Source organism: uncultured Microbulbifer sp. (assembly GCF_913055755.1).
GTDB lineage: Bacteria > Pseudomonadota > Gammaproteobacteria > Pseudomonadales > Cellvibrionaceae > Microbulbifer.
In genome coordinates this window covers 1-21,080 of sequence record NZ_CAJXKH010000040.1, presented here as the reverse complement: position 1 = coordinate 21,080, position 21,080 = coordinate 1, and the positions used below count along the sequence as shown (strand labels likewise).

Genomic DNA, 21,080 nt, shown 5'->3' with positions numbered 1-21,080 from the left:
AATTACTGTTTCGGAGCCGCAACCCCCATCTCTTCCAGCAGATTGTCTGCGTGGTCCACCTTCTCCATCACCCACAGCATATACGCCACGTCCACGTGAATCGCGCGGGTGTTGTCGTTGAAGTCCCAGTCCGCATTGATGCTGTCGTAGGTGCCGTCGAATACCAGGCCGATCAGTTCACCCTTGCCATTCATGGTGGCAGAACCGGAGTTGCCGCCGGTGATGTCCACGGTGGTGAGGAAGTTGACCGGTACGGAATCCAGCTCTTCTTTGTAGAAACGGCCGTAGTCCTTGTTCTTGATTGCACCCAGCAGTGCCTGGGGTGCATCGAACGGATCTTCGCCTGTGTACTTGGCCTCGATGCCGCGCAGGGTGGTGAAGGGCACAAAGCCGTCCTTGCCGTCGTTACCATCGGCGGGCCCCTTGATGGTGCCGGCGGGCGGGGTGTAGCCCTTGACCAGGCCGTAGGTCAGGCGCAGGGAGCTGTTGGCATCCGGGTAGACCGGCTTGCCCTGCTCGTTGTAGTAGGCGATCAGCAGGTCCATGTACTGCGGGCGCAGTTCGGCGAACTTGCCTGACATGGCCTTGTCGCGCTGCTCGAGTGCGTAGCGGTCGTCGTAGGTGGCCACGGCCAGCTGGATGAACGGATCGTCGCTGTTGCGGAAATCTTCCGGGGACTTGTCCATCCACTCGAGGCGGGTCTCGGTGTCGGTGAGGCCGGTTTTTTCGTACATCGCACCCAGTTTCTGCTGCAGTGCGTCGCCGCTCAGGTCACCGGCGAAATAGCTGTCGAAGCTTTCCAGGTGCTGGTCTTGCGGCAGCGCATTGTAGCGCTCGATAAAGTAGGTCCAGATGGCCTGGTCCACGGTCGGCTCGAAGTTGCGTTCGATGCGCTTCATGCTCTCGGTGAAACGGGTCATGTCCCGTTCCTGGTAACCGGGCTCGCGCTCCATGTTCGGCTTCTGCTTCTCCAGGCTCAGGCGGTAGAGGCGCTGTGCCGAGCTCAGCATGGACGAGCGGCTCATGTAGCCCAGCAGCATATCGCGCTCCTGGGTGGACTGCTGCTCGCTGATCAGCTGTTGCAGGTCGCTGATTACGGAAGCGTATTTTTCCTTGGATTCCGGGTTGGCTTCGATCCACGCCTGCAGGTCTTTTTCCAGCTGCTGCTTGCGCTGCAAAAGGTCGCTGCGGTTGTAGCCCTCCATCATGCCGGTGAAGTTTTTCGAGTAGTTGTTGAGGCCGGCAACCAGGCTGGCGTACTTGAGTGCCGCGTCCTTGTTGTTCTCGGTGGCCTTGCCGATCACCCCGGACCACTCTTCCAGCACCTTCTGCATGGTGGGGTAGTACCAGGTGAAGTTGTTGCTGACTTCTTCCGCGGTGCGGTAGCGGTTGGTGCGGCCGGGGTAACCGGCAACCATCACGAAGTCACCTTTCTCGGGACCCTTGGTGGCTACTTTGAGGAAGTGCTTGGGTTTGTAGGGAACGTTGTCTTTGGAGAAGTCCGCCGGTTTGCCATCCGGGCCTACATAGGCGCGCAGGAAGGAGTAGTCGCCGGTATGGCGCGGCCACATCCAGTTATCGATATCGCCGCCGAATTTGCCGATGGAGGCCGCCGGCGCGTGTACCAGGCGCACGTCGCGGATTGCCAGTTGTTTGATGAGGTAGTAGCTGGCTCCGCCGTAATAGCTGTAGACCTCGCAGCGGTGGCCGGGGTCGGATTCACACTCGGCCACCAGGGCCTTTTCCGCATCTTCAATGGCCTTGAAGCGGGTGGCACCATCCATGTCGTCGCTGAGTTTGCTCTTCACCTTGTCGGTGACTTCCTGCATGTCCACGGTGACGTAGATGCGCGAGCCCGGTGCCGCCTGCAGCTCTTCGTCCAGGGTCTTGGCGAGGAAGCCGTTGGCCAGCAGGTCGTTGTCTTCGGTGGAGTTGTAGGAAATGGAGCCGTAAGCACAGTGGTGGTTGGTGGCGACCAGGCCCTGGGGCGAGACGAAAGACGCGGAGCAGCCACCGAGGCTGACCACGGCGTTCATCGGGAACTGGGTCAGGTCCGTCATGGTTTTCGGATCCAGTTCCAGCCCCAGGCTCTTCAGCTTGTCGCCGATTTCCGGCAGCTGGCGGGGCATCCACATCCCCTCGGTGGAGACGGTTTCCTCTGTGGTTACGGCCGGCTTGGCGGCGCCGGTGTCGGCTTCAACGGCCACCTTATCGTCGGTGGATTTGCTACAGGCGCCCAACAATACTGCGGCAAGGGAAAGCCCCATCGCCAGCGGGAGTTTTGAATAACTTTTCACGGAAATTCCTTAAATGGTTTCCTGGAAATTGGTTGGTGTGGTTGAAAAATAAACAGGGCCGTCGGCGGCCACGTGTGAGGAATATTCTCACAGATCCCGCCGCACGAAAAACTGCGCCATTCACAAGTCGCAATGTCCCCCGTTGCGTTTGCCAACCTGTAAAATAGGCGATTTAACCGAGGTACACCCATGGAAAAGCAGGATCTGGTGGATATTGCGCGCACACCCATGCCCTTCGGGAAATATGCCGGCCGCCCGCTGATTGACCTGCCGGAGGAGTACCTGCTCTGGTTTGCGAAAAAGGGCTTCCCCAACGGCCGCCTGGGGCAATTGATGGCGATGACGCTGGAAATCAAGATCGAAGGCCTGGAGGGCCTGATCAAGCCCCTCAAAAGCGGAAAGTGAATGGCAAAAAGGAGAACCGGTAAGGGTTCTCCTTTTTTGCTCAGGCAGCTGCCATTAGCGCTCGTAAACCCGGCGGCCGCGGCTGTCGTAGTAGTAGCGTCTTTTCTTCTCGCGGTCGTAGAGCCAGCCGCCGACACCACCCAGTGCCGCACCTACGGCGGTGCCGCCGGGACTGCCGGAAATCAGGGCCCCGGTTACCGCGCCGACGCCAATGCCGGTACCCACACGACGGTCGGTGTCACTCATGGAGGCGCAGCCTGCGCCGAGCAGACTGGATGTCAGCACTGTAACCAGCCCCAAACGCTTGATTGATTGCATCTGCATAAATACCCCTTCACTTCGCTTGTTTGAGGATCAGCGAGAATGACCTTCGGTCTTTCTTCAGTTTGCTTGACTGACGCTGGTCGGAATCAGTGTATGGTCGTGTTTTGACCACCACAAAAATCTTTTCGACAGAGATTAGGCGTATGTAGTGCGGCAGTGATGGGGTAAGCTCGCTCTTGCCGGGCTCAGTTCGGGCATCAGAATACAGCCGAATTGCCGCTGGGGAAGGATGGAAGAAAAGCTATGTCACAACCTGATCTAACGCTTGTACAGGTGCCGGAGCCAAGCCAGGTTCGCAGCCGGCAGGCCCTGGAACGGTTGTTGAAGGCCGGGGAAGAGTTGCTGGCCGACAATCAGTTCGAAGAAGCCAGCGTGGCGGAAATCGCGAGCCGGGCTGAATCATCCGTGGGGACGTTCTACCGGCTGCTGGGAGACAAGGAAACCCTCTCGCAATTGCTGCTGCAGCGATTCATGCAGCGGCTTGCGGATGCTACCGCATCACTGCGTGGTGCCGGTGCAGACTGTCGCGATCTCGGTGAGGGCGTGCGCCTGCTTACGGATACCTATATCGATGTCTATACCGGGCGTCGCGGCGTACTCCGCGCGGTTATTTTGCGGGCCTCCCGCAGTGCCGCCTTCCGGGATCGGGTGCACCAGCTCAATACACACATATCCTCAACTGCCTGCGATTGTCTCGAGCCGTTCCTGGACCAGGTGCTGCACGACAATCCCCGCCAGGCGGTGGCCACCGGGGTCCACATGGTGCTGGGGGCTCTGAACCAGCATACGGTAACCGGCACCCTGGGTGGTTTGCCGGCAGAGTCCCTGCGAAGGGAAATTGCCCGGTTGCTGTTGGGCTATCTGCGCGGTCCGCGTTAAACCCCACGCCAGTCTTCTCCCTAATTGGCATCATTTTCCACCTGGGTGGATGAATTCCACTTGCACGAGGTGGGGGCGGGGAGTACGCTTTCGGTATCGGAATTCGTATTCCGATTCCATTTTTAGGTTTTCCCCGCCAGATCGGGCGAGCCAGCGGAAGTGGGGTCGGGGTTGCGAAATTGGGGCGGGGCCGCTGAACCAGGGGCCGCCGAATAGAGCGAAGTACAGACCAGCCCCACCCACAGAACAATAACAACAGCGATATGAGACAGAACCATGCCGTATTTTTCCCGTGACGGCCGCAGGCTGCAGTTCACCGATACCCAGGGGCAGGGTGAACCCCTGTTACTGTTGCACGGCCTCGGTTCCAGAGGTGATGACTGGCAACCCCAAATAGAGAGCCTCAATGGTGAGTTCCGCATACTGACCCTCGATTTTCCCGGGCACGGTGACAGCGCGACGCTGACCGGACCCGTAACCATAGAGGCTCTCGCGGCAGATGCCCTGGCGCTGCTGGACCATCTCGCCATCGAGCGTGCCCATGTGGCCGGACTCTCCCTCGGTGGAATGGTGACGCTGCAACTGGTGGCCAGCCATCCACAGCGCCTGCGTACGGTAACCGTGATCAATTCCGGTCCCGGCATGAATAAGGGGCGCTGGCGGCTCAGATTACTGGTCGCATTGCGCACCCTGATGATTCGCAGCCTGGGTTTGCCGGCACTGGCCAAAAGTATCGCGCCGAAGCTGTTTCCCGACCCCGCGCAGCAGTCACTGCGGGAAAAATTCCTGCAGAGTATTGCCGCCGCGGACAGTCGCAGCTACCTGAAAATCCTGCGGGCAATCGGTCGTTTCAACGTATGGCCGGGTATTGCTGGCAGCCCGGTTCCGGCACTGATCATGACCGCGGACAACGATTACACCCCGGTCTCCTACAAGGCCGCTTACGCGGCGACTATGCAAAACGCGCAGCTTTCCATCATCGAAAATTCCGGCCACGCCTCACCGATGGATGCGCCGGAGCAATGCAACCTGAATATCCGCACATTTCTGCGCAAACACACCGCGAAGGAGGGCACCCTGTTGGCGCAGGCATCCGTCGACTGATTTCAACCATAAAAAAATAGCGAGAGAGGAATTGGGTATGTCTAATAAAAATAACGTGGTACCTGGATTTCAAAAGTGTTTGCTCACCCTGGCCATTGCCGGCCTCGGCGGCACCGGTGTGATCGGTGCGCCCCAGGCTGCAGCCCAGAGCGCTGCCGCCGAGCGCAGTCAGGTACAGGCGATCGAGGAAATTGTGGTCTCCGCGCGCCGGCGCGACGAATCCCTGCAGGAAGTGCCGCAGGCGGTCAGTGCCATCAGTGGCAAGGACATGCTGATTGCCGGTATTTCCGATCTGTCGGATCTGCAGTCGCAGGTACCCGGGCTTACGGTCTATCCTGCACGCGCCACCAGTTCCACGGTGACCGCATATATCCGTGGTGTGGGGCAGTCGGACCCTCTGTGGGGCGTGGAGCCGGGAGTGGGTATCTACGTGGATGATGTGTACCTCGCTCGCCCCCAGGGCGCCCTGCTGGAAATGCTGGACGTGGAGCGGGTGGAAGTGTTGCGCGGTCCTCAGGGAACCCTGTACGGGCGCAATACCATCGGCGGTGCGATCAAATACGTGAGTCGCCCGATCGGTGATGAAACGGAAATCGCGCTGAAGACGGCGCTCGGCAGCTATAACCAGCGGGATTTCGCCGCGTCCATCATTACTCCACTGTCCGAAAGCCTTTTCGCCAGCCTGGCGGTGGGCAGCTTCGAGCGCGATGGTTTTGGCAAAAACCGTCTCACCGGCGCGGAGGTTTCCGACAAGCAGTTGTATGCGGGGCGAGCGGTACTGGAGTGGCGCCCTGACGCCAACTGGTCGGTAAACCTGGCCCACGATGCGGTCTATGATCGCTCGGCCGTGCCCGGTGCCCAGCGTATGGTGGTCAATGGTGTCGAGTCTTTCTTCAGTGGTGAGGCGCCGCTGCCGGTCAGCGATCACCGCTATGATGTGGACAATGGCTTCGCCAACCAGAGCAACGATACCGACAATTCCGGTACTGCTCTCACTGTCGGCTGGCAGGGCGAGGGTAACTGGACGTTCAAGTCCATCACTGCCCGCCGCGAGGGGGAGTTCAACCAGGCCATTGACTTTGACCTCGGACCCTATCCCATTGCCGACGTAGACGGCGTACAGCACGACGAACAACTGAGCCAGGAATTCCAGTGGCAGTACAACGGCGATGCCCTGAGCGGTGTATTCGGGCTTTATCTGCTGGACGCGACAGCGGGTGGCGAGGTGCGCAACCGCTTCGGTGTTCCGACAGTGCTGGTAGCGCCTGCACTGGTGCCGATCATTGGGCCCACTCTCGCGATTTATGGTTCAAGTGGTGGCGAGGTGGACACCGACGCCGCAGCGCTGTTTGGTGACCTCAGCTATAACTTCACGGACGCTACTGCGCTCAACCTCGGGGGGCGCTTCAACCGCGAGAAGAAGCGCGCCGTGGTGCTTAACCAGAATATGGCGGATGCAGATTTCACGATTCCCAACGGTCAGGTCAGTGCGGATTTCGAAGGTGCGGAAACCTGGACGGACTTCTCTCCCCGTATTGGTATCGATCACCAGCTCAATGAAACAACGCTGCTTTACGCCAGTTACAGTGAGGGCTTCAAGAGCGGTGGCTTCAATATCCGCGCCAACACCGTGCAGGTTCCCGAATCACAGAATCCCTACAAACCGGAGGAGGTCGCCAGTTACGAGCTGGGCGTCAAGGCAGATATTGGCGAATCCCTGCGGGTGAATGCCGCGGCCTTTTACAGTGACTACAAGGATATTCAGCTCAGCATCTTTACCGGTGTGGACACCACCGGCGATGGCAACAAGGACAGCTTCTTCGGTGATTTTACCAATGCCGGCGCCGGTGTGATCCGCGGACTCGAACTGGAGTACCAGTGGATGCCAACCGACTATTTCACGCTGAGCGGCAATGCTACCTGGCTGGATGCCTATTACCGGGAATACATTTCCGCGGGCGTGAATGTTGCTGATGATCAGGAATTTACCAATACCCCAGAACTAGCCTATACGGTCAATGGTGATTTCAGCTTTGCACTCGCAGAGTTCGGCAATATCGATGCGCGTCTGAGTTACAGCTATCGAGATGACGTTTATCCGACCACGGACCTGAGTGACATCGTTTTCCAGGAAGCCTACGGGCTCTGGAACGCAGCGGTGGTTTTCACCCCGGTGTCGTCGGATAACTGGCAGCTTGCGCTCGAAGGGCGGAATTTGACCGACGAGGAATACCGCAACACGGGCTATGACCTTCGAGGATCCGGATTCCCGATCGTAAGCGGATTTTACGGTGATCCCCGGGTGTGGGCGTTGCGGCTGGATATCGATCTCTGACATTTTTCTCCGGAGCTGCCGCCGGCAGCTTCGATCTAAAAACTGAGGGAGAACGCTATGCACGGCCTGATGATGCAGGGGCAGCTGACCCTGACTGGCATTATGCGTCACGCGCAGGAAAATTTTTCCACCCGTGAAATTGTATCCATTACCGCAGACAATCCACGCCACCGCTATACCTACGGAGAGGCCTTTGAACGCGCCGGGCAACTCGCCAGTGCGTTGCAGAAACTCGGGGCACAACCCGGCGACTGTATCGGAACCCTGGCCTGGAATGATCACCGGCACTTCGAGCTGTACTACGCAACCTCGTGCAGTGGACTGGTTTGCCACACGATTAATCCGCGACTGTTTACTGAACAGATCGCCTACATTATTCAGCATGCAGAAGATCGCTGGCTGTTTATCGACCCGGCGTTTGTGCCTGTGGTGGAATCGATCGCGGCCAGCCTTCCCGGTGTAAAGGGGTTTGTCATTCTGTGTGACCAGGCACAAATGCCGGCCACCACCTTGCGCAACACCATTTGTTATGAAGCATTGCTTACCGGCGAGCCATCTGGTTTTTCGTGGCCCGAACTCAATGAACAAAGTGCGGCGGCACTTTGCTACACCTCAGGTACCACCGGTAATCCCAAGGGGGTGCTTTATTCCCACCGCGCGATGACCCTGCATACCTACGGTGTGTTGATGCCGAACGCATTCTCACTGCAGGAATATGAAGCGGTAATGCCGGTGGTGCCCATGTTTCATGTCAATGCCTGGTCGCTCCCTTATGCCGCACCGGTTATGGGGGCGAAACTGGTGTTGCCCGGCCCGAAAATGGGCTGCGGCGAAACACTGTGTGCCCTGATCCAGGAAGAAAACGTCAATGTGGCGGCGGGGGTGCCGACGGTCTGGCTGGCCCTGTTGCAATACCTGCGCGAAACCGCACAGGAAGTTCCAAGCCTGCAACGGGTTATTGTCGGTGGCGCGGCCTGTCCCTGGTCGATCATGCAGGAGTTTGAAAAGAGACACGGGGTTTATACCCACCACGCCTGGGGTATGACGGAAATGAGTCCACTCGGCACTTTCAACGGCTGGCTGCCGGAAAATATCCAGCCACAAGAGCGCAGGAGACGACGGCTCAAACAGGGGCGCGCGGCATTCGGAGTGGAAATGCGCATCGTCGATGACAGCGGCAAACGCCTGCCCCACGACGGTATTGCGTTTGGCGCATTACAGGTACGGGGCCCCTGGATCTGCGAACGCTATTTCAAGTCCGAAGCTTCTGCTCTCACTACCGATGGCTGGTTTGATACTGGCGATGTGGCGACCATTGATGCAGACGGTTACCTCGGCATAACCGACAGAACCAAAGACGTGATCAAATCCGGCGGAGAATGGATTTCGTCCATCGAGCTGGAAAATATTGCGGTAGCCATGCCGGAAATCCGTGAGGCGGCGGTCATCGGTATTGCCCATGAGAAATGGGATGAACGACCGCTGCTGGTAGTGGTACCCACACCGGGTGCTGCCGTGGATACGACTGAAATTCTGGATCGCTTTCACGGCAAGGTTGCCCGCTGGTGGATTCCCGACGACTGCCTGGTGGTAGAAACCATCCCCCATACCGCCACTGGAAAGATCAGTAAAAAAGATCTGCGTATCCAACTGGCGGATTACCGCTGGCCGGAAACCCTTTCGGCGTAGCCGGTTGCACGCTCAATACAAACAATGGTTTCCAGGCAATTGTCGGCGGCCACTCCCGGTCCTGGCGAGGGGTTCCATTAGCGCAGGCCCCGCTGGGGAACCTGCGCTGGCGCGCGCCGAAAAGTCCGGTTGCCTGAACCAGAGTGACAACTGGGTTCTGCGCTTACTGCGCACCTTGCGGAGGCTTGCTACCGGGCTTTGCGGTTTGGATTGGGAAAGCGCGAGCCTATAATGGAAGCATCCCGGGAAGACTCCCCCGTCGCAGGACGAGGTGGAGTGCCAAGAAGAAGCGGTCCGTAACGGAGGCTGGACATGCCCTTACGACATATGCCCGCACTGGGCAGCCACTGATCATGAAAGTGATTTCAGCGAGTGGAAAGAGGTAGGGTAGTTTTCAGTCAGCTTGTTTGGGTAAATGGGACTGGCGGTCGATGCAAATCGGCCGCCTTGTATTTTTGGGCGCCAGAAATTGCAGCCTGTTTGTGACTAACCTCTCAAGTGCGCCTGACCGGGCTCGCCAAACCACCAAAACCACAATACTGTGATGCTCTTATGACACCGCTGTCATATTTTTATTAAAAATGACAGCGGTGTCATATTGCCCGGAAGCCGGCAGGTTTTTGCTCGGCAGCTGGGGATTCGAGAGGTACCAGCAGTACCGGCATAAGTTGTTGCATGCCGTTCAATCGGGGGCAAGGGTGCCCGCCGAGGTATGGCGGAACGCGCACAGACAAGCTGTCCCCGTTGATAAACCTGATCAAAAAAAGATAACGAACAAGGTGAAAATCAATGAAAGGGCTTACACCCAGCCACTGGCGCCGCGCACTGTTAGCGCTCGGCCTTGCCAGTTCTTCCGCCATCGCCGCGCCCGGTGCGCCGACCATCGAATGGATGGAAACCAGTTTTGCCATCATCGAGGTGGACGATGCCGCCACCGCCTACGAGCAGCTGATTACCGTCAACGATTACGCCGAAGTACCCGTTGCCTGGTCCAAGTGGTCCGGTGATCCGGCCACCAGCGCCCAGTACCTGCTGAACGGCGAAGTGGTGTTCGAGCAGAGTCTCAGTGGCGGCGGCGATACCCAGACCGGTTCCGCCACCCTGCAGGTGAGCGAGGGCGGCCAGTATGCGCTTCAGGTCGCGCTGTGTAACGACGACGGCTGCGCAACTTCCGCGGCGAAGGATATCGTCGTCGCCGATACCGATGGCAGCCACCTGGACCCGATTACCCTGACTGCCGGAGAAAACAACCAGCCTTATACCAACACTTCCGGCTCCGTTGTCGGTACTTATTTTGTGGAGTGGGGCGTATACGGCCGCAAGTTCTCCGTGGACAAAATCCCGGCCTACAACCTGACGCACATCATCTACGGCTTCGTACCCATCTGTGGTGGCGACGGCATCAACGACAGCCTGAAAGAAATTGAAGGCAGCTTTGCCGCGCTGCAGCGCTCCTGTTCCGGTCGTGAGGACTTCAAGGTTTCTCTGCACGACCCGTTTGCGGCGGTGCAGAAATCCCAGAACGGCCAGACGTTCTCGGATCCCTACAAGGGCAACTTTGGCCAGCTGATGGCTCTGAAGCAGGCCTACCCGGACCTGAAAATCCTGCCCTCCATCGGCGGCTGGACCCTGTCTGATCCCTTCTTTTTCTTTGGCGATACGGCCAAGCGCAAGACTTTTGTGGACTCGGTGGAAGAATTTATCCGCACCTGGAAATTCTTTGATGGTGTGGATATCGACTGGGAATACCCGGGCGGCCAGGGTGCCAATGCAAGCCTCGGCGACCCGGCGGCGGACGGTGAAACCTACCGCCTGCTGATGCGCGACCTGCGCGCGATGCTGGACCGGGTTGAGCAGGACACCGGTCGTGAATACGAGCTGACCTCCGCCATCGGTGCCGGCTCTGACAAGATCGAAGACGTGGACTACATGGCTGTTCAGCAGTACATGGATTACTTCTTCGTGATGACCTACGACTTCTACGGTGGCTGGAGCAACGAAGTTCTCGGTCACCAGACCGCGCTGTATGCGCCGTCCTGGCGCCCGGACACCGACTACACCACCGACAACGGCATTCAGGCGCTGCTCGCCGAGGGTGTGGATCCGGGCAAGCTGGTGGTGGGGGCTGCCATGTACGGCCGGGGCTGGACCGGCGTTTCCGGCTGGACCGGTGGCGACCATATGACCGGTACCGCTACCGGCATGGTTAGCGGCACCTGGGAAGCGGGGGTTGTGGACTACCGCGATATTGTCGGCCGTATCGCCACCGGAGAGTGGCAGGAGTATTACGATGCTACCGCGGAAGCGCCCTACATCTTCAAGCCGAGCACCGGTGACCTGATCACCTATGACAACCACCGCTCCGTGCTGGCCAAGGGCGCCTACGTGCAGTCGAAAAGCCTGGCCGGTCTCTTCTCCTGGGAGATCGATGCGGACAACGGCGATATTCTCAATGCCATGCACGAGAGCCTCGGCCATGGTGATGGCCCCGGTAACCGCAAGCCGACCGCACGTGCCGGCGGCGACCAGTCCGTCGACGGCGGCGTGAGCGTGACCCTGGATGGCAGCGACTCCAGTGACCTGGACAACGACCCGCTGACTTACCAGTGGACTCAAACCGGTGGTGCTGAGGTTGCGCTGCAGAACGCGACCAGTGCCGTTGCCTCTTTCGTTGCTCCGGGCGTTTCCGGTGACCTGACTTTCACTCTGAGCGTCAATGACGGTGCCGAGACAGACACCGACACGGTCGTGGTGAGTGTATCCGCAGGTCAGGAAAACCGCGCTCCGGTATCCGATGCCGGTGCTGATCAGATGGTGGTGACGCCTGCTGTTGTGACCCTGGATGGTTCCGCTTCCAGCGATCCGGATGGCGACAGCCTGAGCTATGCCTGGACCCAGGTCCGCGGTACCCCGGTAACCCTCAGTGACGCTGCGGCGGCCACCCCGACTTTCTCTGCTGCACAAGTCGCGGTTGAAGACGAACTGGTGTTCGAGCTGAACGTCAGCGATGGCGAGCTGAGCGATGCAACACCGGATCAGGTTAGCGTGTTCCTGTTGGCTGAAAACACCCCGCCGGAAGTCTCTGTACCTGCCAGCATCACCATTGCCGAAGGCGCCACTGATTCCGTCACTGCCGTGGCTACCGACGCCGATGGCGACAGCCTGAGCTACACCTGGTCCGGTATGGCCAGCGGTACCGGTGCCACCATCGGCATTACCGCACCGCAGGTCTCCGCCGACACCGACTTCGCTCTCACCGTGACCGTGAGCGACGGCATGGACAGTGTCAGCGCCGACGTTATCGTCACCGTGACCAATGAGGGCGGCAGTGGCGAAACCTGTGCAACCACCGATCCGAATGCCGGCAGTTTCCCGGCCTGGCAATCCGGTTCCACCTATCTCGGTGGCGATCAGGTGAGCCATGACAACCTGGTGTGGGAAGCCAAGTACTGGACCCAGGATGAGCCCGGTATCGGCGCCGCCAGCTGGAAGCTGCTCAGCGATATCGAAGTTCCCTGGAATGCGTCCACTGCCTACAACGGTGGCGACGAGGTCAATTACAACGGCCTGCGCTATCGCGCCAAGTGGTGGACCCAGGGCCAGCAGCCGGACACTTCTTCCGACTGGGAAGAAATCGGTCCCGCGACCTGTAATTAACTCCCTCTCTGATTAAGTAGTACCGCAGTAAGCAGAGGGCGCCACGGCGTCCTCTGTTCTTTCTGTTTATTGATAAGCCGAAAAAGGAAATAACAATGAAAAGTCGCTTACTGGGGCTGATCGCCCTCGCGCTTTTCTCGGTTGAGGCCGCAGCAGTGGATTGCAGTGCGCGCCCGACCTGGGAAAGCAGCGCCATTTATGTCGGTGGGAATCCGGTGCAACACCAGGGTAACGCCTACACCGCGAATTACTGGACCCAGAACAACAACCCGGCGACCAATTCCGGCACCTGGGATTTTTGGAAATACGACGGTGCCTGTGACGGTAGCTCATCGTCTGGTGGTTCCAGTTCTTCCTCCTCGAGTTCCAGTTCTTCATCCAGCTCGTCCTCGAGCTCTTCAAGTTCATCGAGCTCTTCCGGCGGATCCGGTAGTTCCGGTGGTGGCAGCTGTACTTCGGCGCAGTACCTGGCGGGTACCGCATACAGCGCCGGTGATGTGGTACAGAACGTCGGCCAGGAGTTTATCTGCAACATCGCCGGCTGGTGTTCCTCTTCCGCGGCCTGGGCTTACGAGCCGGGTGTGGGGATGCACTGGCAGGATGCCTGGAGCCTGGCAGGGGACTGCGGCAGCAGCTCGTCCAGCAGTTCCGGTAGTGGTGGCTCGGGCTCTTCAGGCTCCTCCAGCGGTTCCTCCGGCGGCAGTTCCTCGGGCGGCTCTTCTGGCGGTTCTTCTGGCGGCTCTTCTGGAGGGAACAGCGGCTTGCTGCCCAAGCACGCACTGGTGGGCTACTGGCACAACTTTGACAATGGTTCCGGCCTGGTGCGTATCAGCGCAGTTTCCGATGTGTGGGATGTGATCGTGGTGGCCTTTGCGGATGATGCGGGCAACGGCAGTGTTGCATTCAACCTGGATCCGGGGCTCGACAAGCAGCAGTTTATTGCGGATATCGCCGCCAAGCGCGCCGCGGGCAAGATCGTGATCGTCTCCTTCGGCGGCCAGAACGGCACCGTGACCCTGAACAGTGCGGAGAACGTCACCAACTTCGTCAACAGTACCGCAGCGATGATGGATGAGTACGGTTTCGACGGTATCGACATCGACCTGGAATCCGGTGCCGGGGTGATGCACGGGGCGCCGGTGATCGAGAACATGGTTGCGGCGGTAAAGCAGTTGAAACAGCGCTACCCGAACATGTACTTGTCGATGGCGCCGGAACATCCCTATGTGCAGGGCGGTTATGTGTCCTACACCGGCATCTGGGGCGCTTACCTGCCGATGATCGACCAGCTGCGCAATGAGCTGGACCTGCTGCACGTGCAGCTGTACAACAACGGCGGCCTGTCCACGCCGTATCGCGGTCAGGCGTATGCGGCCGGTTCTGTCGATATGATGGTCTCCTCGGCGCTGATGCTGATCGAAGGCTTCCCGCTTGGGGGTGGCTCCGCCGGCTTCTTCGACGGACTCGCACCGTCGCAGATCGGCCTGGCGCTGCCGTCAGGCCCGAGCGCTGCGGGCAGCGGCTTTGCTACGACTGCGGATATCAACCGTGCGCTGGACTGCCTCACCGCGCAGCAGAACTGCGATACGCTGACCCCGAGCCAGGCCTATCCCACCTTCAACGGCGTGATGACCTGGTCCATCAACTGGGACATGCACGACGGCGGTATCTTCTCCGGCCCGGTTGGCAGTCACGTGCATAACCTGCCCTGATGTAACCGAAGCGCTCTGGCTTAATGTCAGGGCGTTTTCAGGCACAAAAAAACCCGGCAATTGCCGGGTTTTTTTGTGGTTTCACTGTTGCCGCTTAGCGGTCGTCCAGGGAAACGTAGTCGCGAGAGGTGTAGCCGGTGTACAGCTGGCGCGGGCGACCGATCTTGTACGGGTTGGAGATCATCTCGTTCCAGTGTGCGATCCAGCCGGCGGTACGGCCGGTGGCGAAGATCACGGTGAACATATCGGTGGGGATACCGATGGCCTTCATGATGATACCGGAGTAGAAGTCCACATTCGGGTAGAGTTTCTTCTCGACGAAGTACTCGTCTTCCAGCGCGATCTTTTCCAGCTTCTTGGCGATGCGCAGCAGCGGGTCGTTCTCGGCGCCCATGGCACCCAGAACCTCGTCGCAGATGCCCTGCATCACGCGGGAGCGCGGGTCGAAGTTCTTGTACACGCGGTGGCCGAAGCCCATCAGGCGGAACGGGTCGTTCTTGTCCTTGGCCTTGGCAACGTACTCGTCGATACGGCTCTCGTCGCCGATCTCTTCCAGCATGTTCAGTACCGCTTCGTTGGCGCCGCCGTGCGCCGGGCCCCACAGGGTGGCAATACCGGAGGAGATACAGGCGAAGGGGTTGGCACCGGAGGAGCCGGCCAGACGCACGGTAGAAGTAGAGGCGTTCTGCTCGTGGTCGGCGTGCAGCAGGAAGATCACGTCCATGGCCTTGGCCACAACCGGGTCGATCTTGCTCGGCTCACAGGGGTTGCCGAACATCATGTGCAGGAAGTTCTCGGAGTAGCTGAGGCTGTTGTCCGGATACATGAACGGCTGGCCCTTGCTGTGCTTGTAGCACATGGCGGCCAGGGTCGGCATCTTGGCAATCAGGCGGTCAGCGGAGATCTTGCGGTGTTCGGGGTCGGTGATATCGAGGGAGTCGTGGTAGAAGGAGGCGAGGGCGCCAACCACGCCACACATCATGGCCATCGGGTGGGCGTCGTAGCGGAAGCCCTTGAAGAAGTTGACCAGTGATTCGTGCACCATGGTGTGGTTCATGATGCTGCTGACGTATTCCTTCTTCTGCTGAACGTTCGGCAGTTCGCCGTTCATCAGCAGGTAACAGGTTTCCAGATAGTCAGACTTTTCTGCCAGCTGCTCGATGGGGTAGCCGCGGTGCAGCAGAACACCCTTGGCGCCATCGATATAGGTGATCTTGGATTCGCAGGAGGCGGTGGACATGAAGCCCGGGTCGTAGGTAAACAGGCCCTTGCCGGCGAGGCTTGAGACGTCGACAACGTCAGGGCCGGCTGTGCCAGAGTGGACCGGAAGGTCAATAGCGCCGTCGAAACCGTCGACCGTGAGTTGAGCTTTCTTGTCGGACATTGTGGACTCCTAAAAACTATTCTTTAGCCAGCTTTTTCTTTCCACATAAACCTCTGAACTACATCAGTGGTTCTACGGGCCGGGTGCGGTTTGCCCCTCGCTTATTATGAGCACCTTCTAATGGGTCAAGTTGCGATTGGGCCCACGCAAAACCCGGGAAGTGCCGGATTCTACGAGCTCGGAGGGCCGTCGTTGGCTGCATCCGGACGCGGATATGAGGCTAGCGGGCTTTTGAGCGCGGCCAAACTTAAGTGCCGCGCCCCAAATTGTCAAACCAAATTAGGGGTTTGAGTCCGCTTCCTATCCGCAGGATCTTCGGTGCTGGGCCCAGGTGGCAGGGAATTTGCCTGTTACCCTGCTTATATCGCTGGGGGAAATTCGGTGGCCGACTTCTACCCGGGTCATACCTTGGTCGGTTGTGTGGCGTGGCAGTCGACTGATACAAAGCTGCCGCAAACCTCGGGGCCTTCGTTGTTTTTTGCAACCCGAATGCCTATAATCCGCGCGGCTTGCGCCTTGGTAAGGCCAGTTTGTACAAGACCTCTACAGGTTGTGCGCAGATTGAACAGCAAGCTCGCCCTTTCTTAACAGTGAATCAACGGGCGCCCCGTCTTCAGGGCAACAAGGTGTTTTTCCTGTGAATAAAAACAGACCTGTCAATTTAGACATTTCTACTATCAAGCTCCCCGCTGCCGCACTGGTTTCCATTCTGCATCGTATTTCCGGCGTTGTGCTTTTTGCTGTCGTCGCGCTGCTGCTGTGCATGCTGGACGCCAGTTTGGAATCCGAGCAGGGTTTTCAAGAAGTAGCAGATACTTTCAACAGTGTCCCGGCAAAGCTCATTCTGTGGGTTGCCCTGGCTGCTCTCATTTACCACCTGATCGCTGGTGTGCGTCACCTGCTGATGGATGTGGGTATTGGTGAGAGCCTGGATGGTGGTCGCCGCGGTGCGGTCACAGTACTGGTGCTTTCAGTCATTCTCATTCTGCTGGCGGGGGTACTGATATGGTAAAGGCAGTAACGGGATTTGGTCGTAGCGGTCTGTACGACTGGTTCATTCAGCGCGTCAGTGCCGTGGTGCTGGTGGCTTACACCCTCTTTATAGTGGGCTTCATCTTTCTCTCCAAGGATTTCGGCTACGACAGCTGGTCCGCGCTGTTCGAGCAGCGCTGGGTGCGTGTATTCAGCCTGGTGGCCCTGATCTCCACTATTGCACACGCCTGGATCGGTCTCTGGTCCGTGATCACTGACTACCTCACCAACCGCATGATGGGTGGCAAGGCGACTGTCCTGCGCATCCTGGTTGAAGTGCTGCTGGGCGCGGTTGCCGTGTTCTACGCGGTGTGGGGCATTGAAATTCTGTGGGGTGTGTAAGACATGTCGAATATGCGAACTATTACCTTTGACGGTATCGTAATTGGCGGCGGCGGCGCAGGTATGCGCGCGGCGCTGCAGATGGCCCAGTCCGGTTTCAAGACTGCGGTAATCACCAAAGTATTCCCGACCCGTTCGCACACGGTATCCGCCCAGGGCGGTATCACTTGCGCGATCGCCAGTGACGACCCGAACGACGACTGGCGCTGGCACATGTACGACACCGTAAAGGGTTCCGACTATATCGGCGACCAGGATGCCATCGAGTACATGTGCTCCGTGGGTCCGGAAGCGGTGTTCGAACTGGAGCATATGGGTCTGCCTTTTTCCCGTACCGAGGAAGGCCGTATCTACCAGCGCCCGTTCGGCGGCCAGTCCAAGGACTTTGGTCGCGGTGGTCAGGCTGCACGTACCTGTGCCGCTGCTGACCGTACCGGTCACGCGCTGCTGCACACCCTTTACCAGAACAACGTCAAGCACAACACCGTGTTCTTGAACGAATGGTTCGCGGTCGACCTGGTGAAGAACCAGGACGGTGCTGTGGTGGGTGTGATCGCCATCTGTATCGAAGACGGCGAAGTCGTATTCATCAAGTCCAAGGCCACCGTATTCGCCACCGGCGGTGCCGGCCGTATCTTCGCTTCCACCACCAACGCGCACATCAACACCGGTGACGGTGTCGGTATGGCCCTGCGTGCCGGTATGCCGGTGCAGGACATCGAAATGTGGCAGTTCCACCCCACCGGCATTGCCGGCGCGGGCGTGCTGGTGACCGAAGGTTGTCGCGGTGAAGGCGGCTACCTGATCAACAAGGACGGCGAGCGCTTTATGGAGCGTTACGCGCCCAACGCCAAAGACCTGGCTTCCCGCGACGTGGTGGCCCGCTCCATGGTGCTGGAAATCCTCGATGGCCGCGGTGCTGGCCCCAACGGCGACCACGTATTCCTGAAGCTCGACCACCTGGGTGAGGAAGTGCTGCACAGCCGCCTGCCGGGTATCTGTGAGCTGGCCAAGACCTTCGCCCACGTGGATCCGGTCAATGCGCCGATCCCGGTGGTGCCGACCTGTCACTACATGATGGGCGGTATCCCCACCAACGTTCACGGTCAGGCCCTGACCCAGGACGCCTCCGGTAACGACCAGGTTGTCGACGGCTTCTACGCCTGTGGCGAAGTTGCCTGTGTATCCGTACACGGCGCCAACCGCCTGGGCGGCAACTCGCTGCTGGACCTGGTGGTGTTCGGTCGCGCATCCGGCCTGTTCATCGAGAAGGCGCTGCGCGAAGGTGTTGAAAACCGCGAAGCTTCCGAATCCGATATCGAAGCGGCAATGGCGCGCCTGAATCGTCTGGAAACCACCAATGACGGTGAATCCGCGGCGAGCCTGCGCACCGAGCTGCAGAACGTGATGCAGAACCACTTCGGTGTATTCCGTCGCGGCGACTACATGGCCGAGGGTGTGAAGAAGCTGGAAGGCCTGCGCGAGCGCATCGCCAATGTGCGTCTCGACGACAAGTCCCGCGCCTTCAATACCGCCCGTATCGAAGCGCTGGAACTGCAGAACCTGCTGGAAGTGGCGGAAGCAACTGCCATCGCCGCAGAGGTCCGCACCGAAAGTCGCGGTGCCCACGCCCGCGAAGACTTCCAGGAGCGCGACGACGAGAACTGGCTGTGCCACTCCATGTACTTCCCGGCTGAAAAGCGTGTCGGCAAACGTGCGGTTAACTTCGCGCCGAAGACCGTCGACACTTTCGAGCCGAAAGCGCGTACTTACTAATTCGGGAGCGGAAGCATTATGTTGAAAGTAAGCATCTACCGTTACAACCCGGACACGGATTCTGCCCCTTACATGCAGGATTACGAGCTGGACACCCAGGGCAAAGACCTGATGGTGCTGGACGTGCTGGAACTGCTGAAGGCGGAAGACCCGTCCCTGGCGTTCCGTCGCTCCTGCCGTGAAGGCGTGTGTGGCTCCGATGGTATGAACATCTCCGGCAAGAACGGCCTGGCCTGCGTCATGCCGATCTCCGAAGCCGCGCCGAAAGGCAAACTGGTCCTGCGCCCGCTGCCGGGCCTGCCGGTGATCCGCGACCTGGTCGTGGATATGGAACAGTTCTACACCCAGTACAAGAAGATCGAGCCTTTCCTGCAGAACGACACCCCGGCTCCGGCCATCGAGCGCCTGCAGTCGCCGGAAGATCGCGAGAAGCTGGACGGCCTGTACGAGTGTATCCTGTGCGCCTGCTGTTCCACCGCTTGCCCGTCCTTCTGGTGGAACCCGGACAAGTTCATCGGCCCGGCTGGCCTGCTGCAGGCGTACCGCTTCCTGGCGGACAGCCGCGACGAGGCAACCGACGAGCGACTGAGCAAACTGGATGACCCCTTCAGCGTATTCCGCTGCCACGGTATCCAGAATTGTGTAAACGTGTGTCCCAAGGGGTTGAACCCCACCCGGGCCATCGGTCATATCCGCAATATGCTGATAACCCGCGCCGTATAGCGCAGCGTCTGAAGCCAGGTGCAGCGCTTTCCCAGGACGGGGAGCGTGGGTTACCCACCAAAAATAACCACAATTAGGCCGATAGCAGTGCAGTTGTCAGGCCTATACGAAAAAGGGGAGGTGTCTTTTCAGCGCCTCCCCTTTTGTGAGTGAAAAGACAGGAAAGAGCGGCGCAGTATTTTCAGAGGGTGTGCGCCGACAATCGAGGTAGGCATTAAATGCACGAAAGCACTATGGAGGCGCTCTGGCGCACTTCGCATATCTCCGGCGGTAACGCCGGCTATGTGGAGGAGCTGTACGAGACCTATCTGCACGACCCCAATGGCGTCCCGGAAGAGTGGCGCAATTACTTCGACAGCTTGCCCCGGGTAGCCGGCGGCGACGTGTCACATGCGGCCATTCGTCATCATTTCGAACTGATGGCCAAAAACCGCACCCGTCCTCTCTCCGCTCCCGGCGCCGGCTCAGTCAATATTGAGCACGAGCGCAAGCAGATCAAAGTTCTGCAGCTCATCAACTCCTACCGTCACCGCGGCCACAAAAAGGCGACCCTCGACCCGCTGGGCATCATGGCCCGCGAGCAGGTGCCGGATCTGCAGTTGAATTACCACGGCCTGACCGAAGGCGATTTCGATACCACCTTCCAGACCGGCGACCTGTTCTTCGGCAATGGCGAAGCCACCCTGCGCGATATCGTCCAGGGCCTGGAGAGCACCTACTGCGGCACTCTGGGTGCGGAAATCATGCACCTGTCCAACCTGGACGAACAGCAGTGGTTCCAGCAGCGCCTGGAACGCAGCCTGAGCAAGCCGAGCTTTGGCGACGACATCCGCACTGAAATTCTGCAGCGCCTGTCTGCTGCAGAAGGCCTGGAACGTCACCTGGACTCCAAGTACCCGGGCACCAAGCGCTTTGGTGTGGAAGGCGGCGAGAGCCTGATCCCGCTGATGGACGCGCTGATTCGCCGCTCCGGTACCTACGCGGTAAAAGAAATCGTGATCGGCATGGCCCACCGCGGCCGCCTGAATACCCTGGTCAATATCCTGGGTAAAAACCCGGCGGACCTGTTCGAGGAATTCGAGGGCAAGAAAACCCTGGATACCTCCGGTGACGTGAAGTACCACCAGGGCTTCTCTTCCAACGTGATGACCCCCGGTGGCGAAGTGCACCTGGCGCTGGCCTTCAACCCCTCGCACCTGGAAATCTGTGCGCCGGTGGTGGTTGGTTCTGTACGCGCGCGCCAGGACCGCCGCGGCGACAGCACCGGCGAGAAGGTGATGCCGATCAATATCCACGGTGACGCGGCCTTTGCCGGCCAGGGTGTGGTGCAGGAAACCCTGCAGATGTCCCAGACCCGCGGCTACTACACCGGCGGCACCATCCACCTGGTACTGAACAACCAGGTGGGCTTTACCACCAGC

15 protein-coding genes are annotated in these 21,080 nt (G+C 59.2%); 12 read left to right on the top strand and 3 right to left on the bottom strand.

Annotated elements, in window-relative coordinates; translation table 11 throughout:
* Window positions 1–2: 2 nt before the first annotated feature.
* Window positions 3–2,297 carry a S46 family peptidase gene (locus QZ511_RS08695; RefSeq protein WP_295801707.1) on the bottom strand — a complete coding sequence of 765 codons (2,295 nt, stop codon included), beginning with the start codon at window positions 2,295–2,297 and terminating at the stop codon, window positions 3–5.
* A gap of 189 nt (window positions 2,298–2,486) precedes the next feature.
* Between QZ511_RS08695 and QZ511_RS08690 the strand changes: the two genes are divergently transcribed.
* Window positions 2,487–2,702: a DUF3820 family protein gene (locus QZ511_RS08690; RefSeq protein ID WP_295801706.1), complete on the top strand. Its 216-nt coding sequence runs from the start codon at window positions 2,487–2,489 to the stop codon at window positions 2,700–2,702.
* 54 nt (window positions 2,703–2,756) lie between these two features.
* Here the strand turns inward: QZ511_RS08690 and QZ511_RS08685 are convergent, their stop codons facing one another.
* Window positions 2,757–3,026 (bottom strand): hypothetical protein, encoded by a 270-nt coding sequence (locus QZ511_RS08685; protein WP_295801704.1) that lies wholly within the window; start codon window positions 3,024–3,026, stop codon window positions 2,757–2,759.
* Between the two features lie 243 nt (window positions 3,027–3,269).
* Here QZ511_RS08685 and QZ511_RS08680 point away from each other — a divergent pair, with 243 nt between their 5' ends.
* The 6 genes from QZ511_RS08680 (at window position 3,270) to QZ511_RS08655 (ending at window position 14,402) form a co-directional block, all read left to right on the top strand.
* Entirely contained in the window at window positions 3,270–3,905 is a 636-nt protein-coding gene (locus QZ511_RS08680; RefSeq protein WP_295801702.1) for a TetR/AcrR family transcriptional regulator, read from the top strand.
* A 276-nt stretch (window positions 3,906–4,181) separates the two neighbouring features.
* On the top strand, window positions 4,182–5,009 hold the full coding sequence (locus QZ511_RS08675; RefSeq protein ID WP_295801700.1) for an alpha/beta hydrolase: 828 nt from the start codon (window positions 4,182–4,184) through the stop codon (window positions 5,007–5,009).
* A 37-nt stretch (window positions 5,010–5,046) separates the two neighbouring features.
* Complete coding sequence (locus QZ511_RS08670) at window positions 5,047–7,344, top strand: TonB-dependent receptor (protein WP_295801698.1); 2,298 nt, start codon at window positions 5,047–5,049, stop codon at window positions 7,342–7,344.
* Window positions 7,345–7,401: 57 nt separating this feature from the next.
* A complete protein-coding gene (locus QZ511_RS08665) occupies window positions 7,402–9,033 on the top strand; it encodes a long-chain-fatty-acid--CoA ligase (protein ID WP_295801696.1) in 1,632 nt (543 codons plus the stop codon).
* A gap of 789 nt (window positions 9,034–9,822) precedes the next feature.
* A complete protein-coding gene (locus QZ511_RS08660; RefSeq protein ID WP_295801694.1) occupies window positions 9,823–12,690 on the top strand; it encodes a glycosyl hydrolase family 18 protein in 2,868 nt (955 codons plus the stop codon).
* Window positions 12,691–12,785: 95 nt separating this feature from the next.
* On the top strand, window positions 12,786–14,402 hold the full coding sequence (locus QZ511_RS08655; RefSeq protein WP_295801692.1) for a glycosyl hydrolase family 18 protein: 1,617 nt from the start codon (window positions 12,786–12,788) through the stop codon (window positions 14,400–14,402).
* Between the two features lie 94 nt (window positions 14,403–14,496).
* Here QZ511_RS08655 and gltA read toward each other — a convergent pair whose 3' ends face one another.
* Entirely contained in the window at window positions 14,497–15,786 is a 1,290-nt protein-coding gene (gltA, locus tag QZ511_RS08650; protein WP_295801690.1) for a citrate synthase, read from the bottom strand.
* A 637-nt stretch (window positions 15,787–16,423) separates the two neighbouring features.
* Here gltA and sdhC point away from each other — a divergent pair.
* The 5 genes from sdhC to QZ511_RS08625 all read left to right on the top strand — a co-directional run.
* On the top strand, window positions 16,424–16,798 hold the full coding sequence (gene sdhC, locus QZ511_RS08645; protein ID WP_295801688.1) for a succinate dehydrogenase, cytochrome b556 subunit: 375 nt from the start codon (window positions 16,424–16,426) through the stop codon (window positions 16,796–16,798).
* A complete protein-coding gene (gene sdhD / locus QZ511_RS08640; RefSeq protein WP_295801686.1) occupies window positions 16,792–17,160 on the top strand; it encodes a succinate dehydrogenase, hydrophobic membrane anchor protein in 369 nt (122 codons plus the stop codon). Before sdhC ends, sdhD begins: the two co-directional genes overlap by 7 nt.
* Before the next feature lie 3 nt (window positions 17,161–17,163).
* Window positions 17,164–18,936, top strand: coding sequence for a succinate dehydrogenase flavoprotein subunit (gene sdhA / locus QZ511_RS08635; protein WP_295801684.1), 1,773 nt, complete (start codon window positions 17,164–17,166; stop codon window positions 18,934–18,936).
* Between the two features lie 18 nt (window positions 18,937–18,954).
* Window positions 18,955–19,659, top strand: coding sequence for a succinate dehydrogenase iron-sulfur subunit (locus QZ511_RS08630; protein ID WP_295801682.1), 705 nt, complete (start codon window positions 18,955–18,957; stop codon window positions 19,657–19,659).
* 218 nt (window positions 19,660–19,877) lie between these two features.
* Window positions 19,878–21,080: thiamine pyrophosphate-dependent enzyme (locus tag QZ511_RS08625; RefSeq protein WP_295801680.1), on the top strand; the 1,203-nt coding region annotated here is incomplete at its 3' end.